The following is a 4,033-nucleotide window of genomic DNA, read 5'->3' on the forward strand; positions in this document are numbered from 1 at the left end:
GACGAGACTCGGGCGCTACAAAGCAAGTAAAGCCACAAAGTAAAAGGCCCTCATCGCATTTGATGAAGGCCTTTTTTGTGCGCTCGCAGCGCATTCGGGCGAGCGTTCCATCAGCCCGGGATCGGACCCAATGGTTCGCCATATGCGACAGCCGTGCTCGACACGGACAGCGCGTTTCCGCCCTACCAAGCCAGCTATAAAAGCGGCCGTGGGTTTTCGCATCAGTAACTCTTCTGCGAAGAGATTCCAATATAGCCCTGCGATCACACCCCATCAAGCGGCAGCCGATTGAATCTGTCCATCGCAAGCGCACGCTTCAATGTCAGAAACTTCCTACAACGGGTCGTTTAGTATGACTGTTCCGCCAGCGGCCGCTGTAGGAAGAGGACATTCTCCGGGGAACCGATTCCCGTCGTTGATCGTCTCTACAAGAAAATCCACAAACGCACGAATTGCCGGGACCATCCCCTGCCGCGACAGGAACACCGCGTAAAGCTGGGGCGTGGGCAAAGTCCAGCCCGGCATCACGGGCGATAGCTGACCGGTTCGCAACGCCGCCCCGTACATCATCTCCGGCAAAACGGCGATGCCCACGCCGCGCATCACGGCCTCACGAATCATCCCGAGGTCGGCGGTGACAAGGCGCGGCTCGTGTTCGAATTCGTGGCGCGTGCCATCGGGCGCGGTCAGCCGATACACATGGCGACCATCGCTGGACGGGACATCGATCGTACTGAACTGCGACAGTTCCGGCGCCGTCAGAGGCGGCGCATTCGGATTGAGCAGCGAGGGGGCGCCCACCAGCATCTGCGCCGTACGCCACAAGGGCCGCGCGACCAGCGTCGAACTCGCGGGTGGTTCGGAGCGCACGCGCAGGGCGATATCGATGGAATCCTCGAACAGATCTACCACGCGGTTCGTCACGCGCAAGACCACGCGAACCTCGGGGTATCGATGCAGGAAATCCGGCATCACGTCCGTCAGCAACGTCTGCGCGATCGTCACCGGCACGCTCACGCGGACAGTGCCACGCGGCGAATCCCGCAAGCTATGCACGATATCGACGGCCGCCTGCGCCTCGGCGAGCATCGCCTTGCAGTGCTGGTAGAAAAGCTGGCCGGCTTCGGTGAGCGCGAGCTTGCGCGTGGAACGCTGCATCAGGCGCACGCCGAGCGACGCCTCCAGTTCCGACACACGCCGCGACAAACGCGATTTTGAGATGCCCAGCACGCGTTCTGCCGCTGAAAATCCGCCATGCTCGACAACGTACGAGAAGTACATGAGATCGTTGAGGTCGTGCGAGTCAGGTTTCATGTGATCGTTTCACTGGTGGGACAATCCATTCCGCTGGGAGGGCTTTCTCCTCGAAATTCGGTCCATATAATACTGCTTATGTTTCAAATCCAGTGCTAATCCCACATCGGCTATTTGGCCATGTCGGCACGTGAGGACCTTATATGGAAAGCACACGTAGTATCGAGCGCACGATTCCGGCACTTCGCACGGTGGAAGGTGGCGGCTTTGTCGTGCATCGCCCGTTTCCGACGCGCTTGTTGATGGATTTCGACCCGTTTCTCCTTCTCGATGAAATGGGCCCCGTGGATTACGCGCCCGGCGAGGCGAAAGGCGCGCCCGATCATCCGCACCGTGGGTTTGAGACGGTGACGTATGTGCTTGAAGGGCAGTTCGGCCACAAGGATTCGGCCGGACATTCCGGCAATCTGCTCAAGGGCGACGTGCAGTGGATGACCGCTGGCGCGGGCGTCGTGCATAGCGAAATGCCCGATCCTGAATTCACGCGCACAGGTGGGCGCGTGCATGGATTGCAACTTTGGGTGAATTTGCCCAAGCGCGACAAGATGATTGCGCCGGGTTACCAGGAAATGCCGTCGGAGAAGATTCCGGTGGGTGTCAGCGACGACGGCCGCGTGCGCGTGAAAGTGATCGCGGGCGAGGCACTCGGCGCGAAGGCGGCCATCCAGACGCGTACGCCCATTTTGTACCAGCACTTTTCGTTGCAGCCGGGCGCGTCGGTTGTGCACCCGGTTCCGCGCGATTTTCGTGTCTTCGGGTACGCGTTGTCGGGCGAAGGCGTCTATGGTGCGGACAAGCAGCCGGTGCAGGCGCAGCAGATGATCATTTTTTCCAACGATGGCGACACTGTCGCGTTTGCGGCCGGCAGTGAGCCGCTGGAATTGTTGTTGATCGGCGGTGTACCGTTGAAGGAACCCGTGGTCAGGTACGGCCCGTTCGTGATGAATACGGAAGACGAGATCCGTCAGGCCGTGGTTGATTATCAGGAAGGCAGGATGGGGGTGATTGGGGCGCGGGGCTGAGGGCTCCAGGCTCACCGCAAGCAGAACCGCATCAGCCGCCCCAACTCCCGCGCCGCCCGTCCAAACCGGGGCCCGATCCCAAAAATACTAATTGCGTCACAATGGTGACTGGCGCCACGTTTTTTTATATTGTCTTTGCAACGGGAGGACACTGGGTGAAACAGCCAGTCAAGGCAAGTATCGATGCAACCGATTATCAGGTACGGCTGAACGACGGCCAGCACGAATGGCTAGCCGATGAACCCGCCTCGCTTGGCGGCGGAGACACCGGCCCGACGCCCAACAGTCTGTTGCTGTCGAGCCTCGGCGCATGCACCTCGATCACCCTGAAGATGTACGCGAAGCGCAAGGCTTGGCCCCTCGAATCTGTACACGTGGCACTTACGATCGAATCGACGCCGGAAGGCAGCCTCATCGACCGGCAAATCGTCTTGACAGGAAATCTCGATGGCGATCAGCGCGAACGGCTCCTGCAAATCGCCAACGCGTGCCCCGTGCACAAGATTCTCTCCGGCTCGATTGTGATTCGTTCCGGTCTTACGCAGGCTTAGTCAGTATCTGTATTCAGCGAATCGCCCACCACACTCAACGCCAAGGAAACCGTCGTCTTGAATTTCGAACACCTCATCCAGATCAACGACCCACTCAACCCGTTCGTGGAGTCGATGACGCGCGAGCAAGTCTGGGAAGGGCTCGTGCTGCGCGTCGAGCAGCCGCAACTGTTCGTGATCGGCCTCGACCGCTGCGTGATCTTGTCGCGTGAAGGCGACGTGCTCGAACGCGAATTGCATTACGGGCCCGAAGCAGTAGTACGCGACCGCGTGACCCTCACGCCCGAAAGCAGCGTTCGATACGACATCCTGCCAACACCGCATTACGTCGGCGGATCGCTGACCATGGCAATCGAACAACCCGACGAGTTGCAGCTTTTCCTCCGCTTCACCTATGCCACCACCCTGCCCGTCGCCGACGATGCCAACGCCAGCGCCGATGTCCTGCAGACGCAGGAGATCGTGAAGTCGGCGTATCGGGAAGCGGATATCGACACCGTGCGGGTCATTCGGCAGCTTGCGCACGGTCGCAAGGACGTAGGGCCCTTGCATTGATCGACGTCGCTCTAAGGACGAGGTTTCCAATCGCAAGCATTGGCTATCGGAATCTGTAGACGATGAATTCTTCGTTATTGTAAATGGGAATGATTATCATTAATATCAACCCATCGACTCAACGACCGGATTCTTCGACATGACCGACACCCTTCTATCCAATACGCTTTCGCTGCGCCGCCCGATCGATCGCCCAGCGGCTATCTCGCGCCAGAGGGTGGGGGCGGTGACCACGGTTCGTCCGAGTGCCAGCGTGTCGAACGAGAGCGGCGAGCGGTCTCTGCGCAGCGATACTCTGCTGCGAGGACAGAGCCGTATCAGCATCATGCATAACGGTGAGACTTATCAGCTTCGGGCAACGCGCCTGGGCAAGCTGATTCTCACCAAGTAACGCATTTCAGTACCGTGTATTGTGGGGACCACCTCTTCGAGAGGTGTTTGGCACTAGCCAGCAACGACGGCTTGCACGCGAGACTTTAGACCCCTTCGTGCAAATACCAGCCAGTCGTCGATAGCCAGCGAAGCCGCTTTTTTTGGTTCCTGCTGGACTTGCGCCGTGCCCCGAGGCACCGCGGTCGTGATGATAAAAAC

Annotated in this window: 5 protein-coding genes; 4 read left to right on the forward strand and 1 reads right to left on the reverse strand. The window is 59.3% G+C overall.

All coding sequences use genetic code 11. The features are described 5' to 3' along the window. Nucleotides 1-333: 333 nt before the first annotated feature. Entirely contained in the window at nucleotides 334-1,314 is a 981-nt protein-coding gene (locus WCA53_RS03700) for a LysR family transcriptional regulator (protein ID WP_423905576.1), read from the reverse strand. A 143-nt stretch (nucleotides 1,315-1,457) separates the two neighbouring features. Between WCA53_RS03700 and WCA53_RS03705 the strand changes: the two genes are divergently transcribed. From WCA53_RS03705 to hemP, 4 genes are all read left to right on the forward strand, one after another. After that, nucleotides 1,458-2,336 carry a pirin family protein gene (locus WCA53_RS03705; protein ID WP_423905577.1) on the forward strand — a complete coding sequence of 293 codons (879 nt, stop codon included), beginning with the start codon at nucleotides 1,458-1,460 and terminating at the stop codon, nucleotides 2,334-2,336. A gap of 155 nt (nucleotides 2,337-2,491) precedes the next feature. Then, nucleotides 2,492-2,887, forward strand: coding sequence for an OsmC family protein (locus WCA53_RS03710; protein WP_423905579.1), 396 nt, complete (start codon nucleotides 2,492-2,494; stop codon nucleotides 2,885-2,887). A gap of 57 nt (nucleotides 2,888-2,944) precedes the next feature. Then, a complete protein-coding gene (locus WCA53_RS03715; RefSeq protein WP_423905581.1) occupies nucleotides 2,945-3,442 on the forward strand; it encodes an SRPBCC family protein in 498 nt (165 codons plus the stop codon). Between the two features lie 139 nt (nucleotides 3,443-3,581). Next, the gene (gene hemP / locus WCA53_RS03720; RefSeq protein ID WP_423905583.1) at nucleotides 3,582-3,833 is read left to right on the forward strand and encodes a hemin uptake protein HemP; all 252 of its coding nucleotides are present in this window, start codon (nucleotides 3,582-3,584) and stop codon (nucleotides 3,831-3,833) included. Nucleotides 3,834-4,033: the final 200 nt, after the last annotated feature.

This window comes from Caballeronia sp. (assembly GCF_049581465.1).
Classification (GTDB): domain Bacteria; phylum Pseudomonadota; class Gammaproteobacteria; order Burkholderiales; family Burkholderiaceae; genus Caballeronia.

What these genes read in the sequence shown, in the direction of transcription:
- WCA53_RS03705 (WP_423905577.1), top strand. Translation starts at nt 1,458, where the DNA reads ATGGAAAGCACACGTAGTATCGAGCGCACGATTCCGGCACTTCGCACG.
- WCA53_RS03700 (WP_423905576.1), bottom strand. Translation starts at nt 1,314, where the DNA reads ATGAAACCTGACTCGCACGACCTCAACGATCTCATGTACTTCTCGTAC.
- hemP (WP_423905583.1), top strand. Translation starts at nt 3,582, where the DNA reads ATGACCGACACCCTTCTATCCAATACGCTTTCGCTGCGCCGCCCGATC.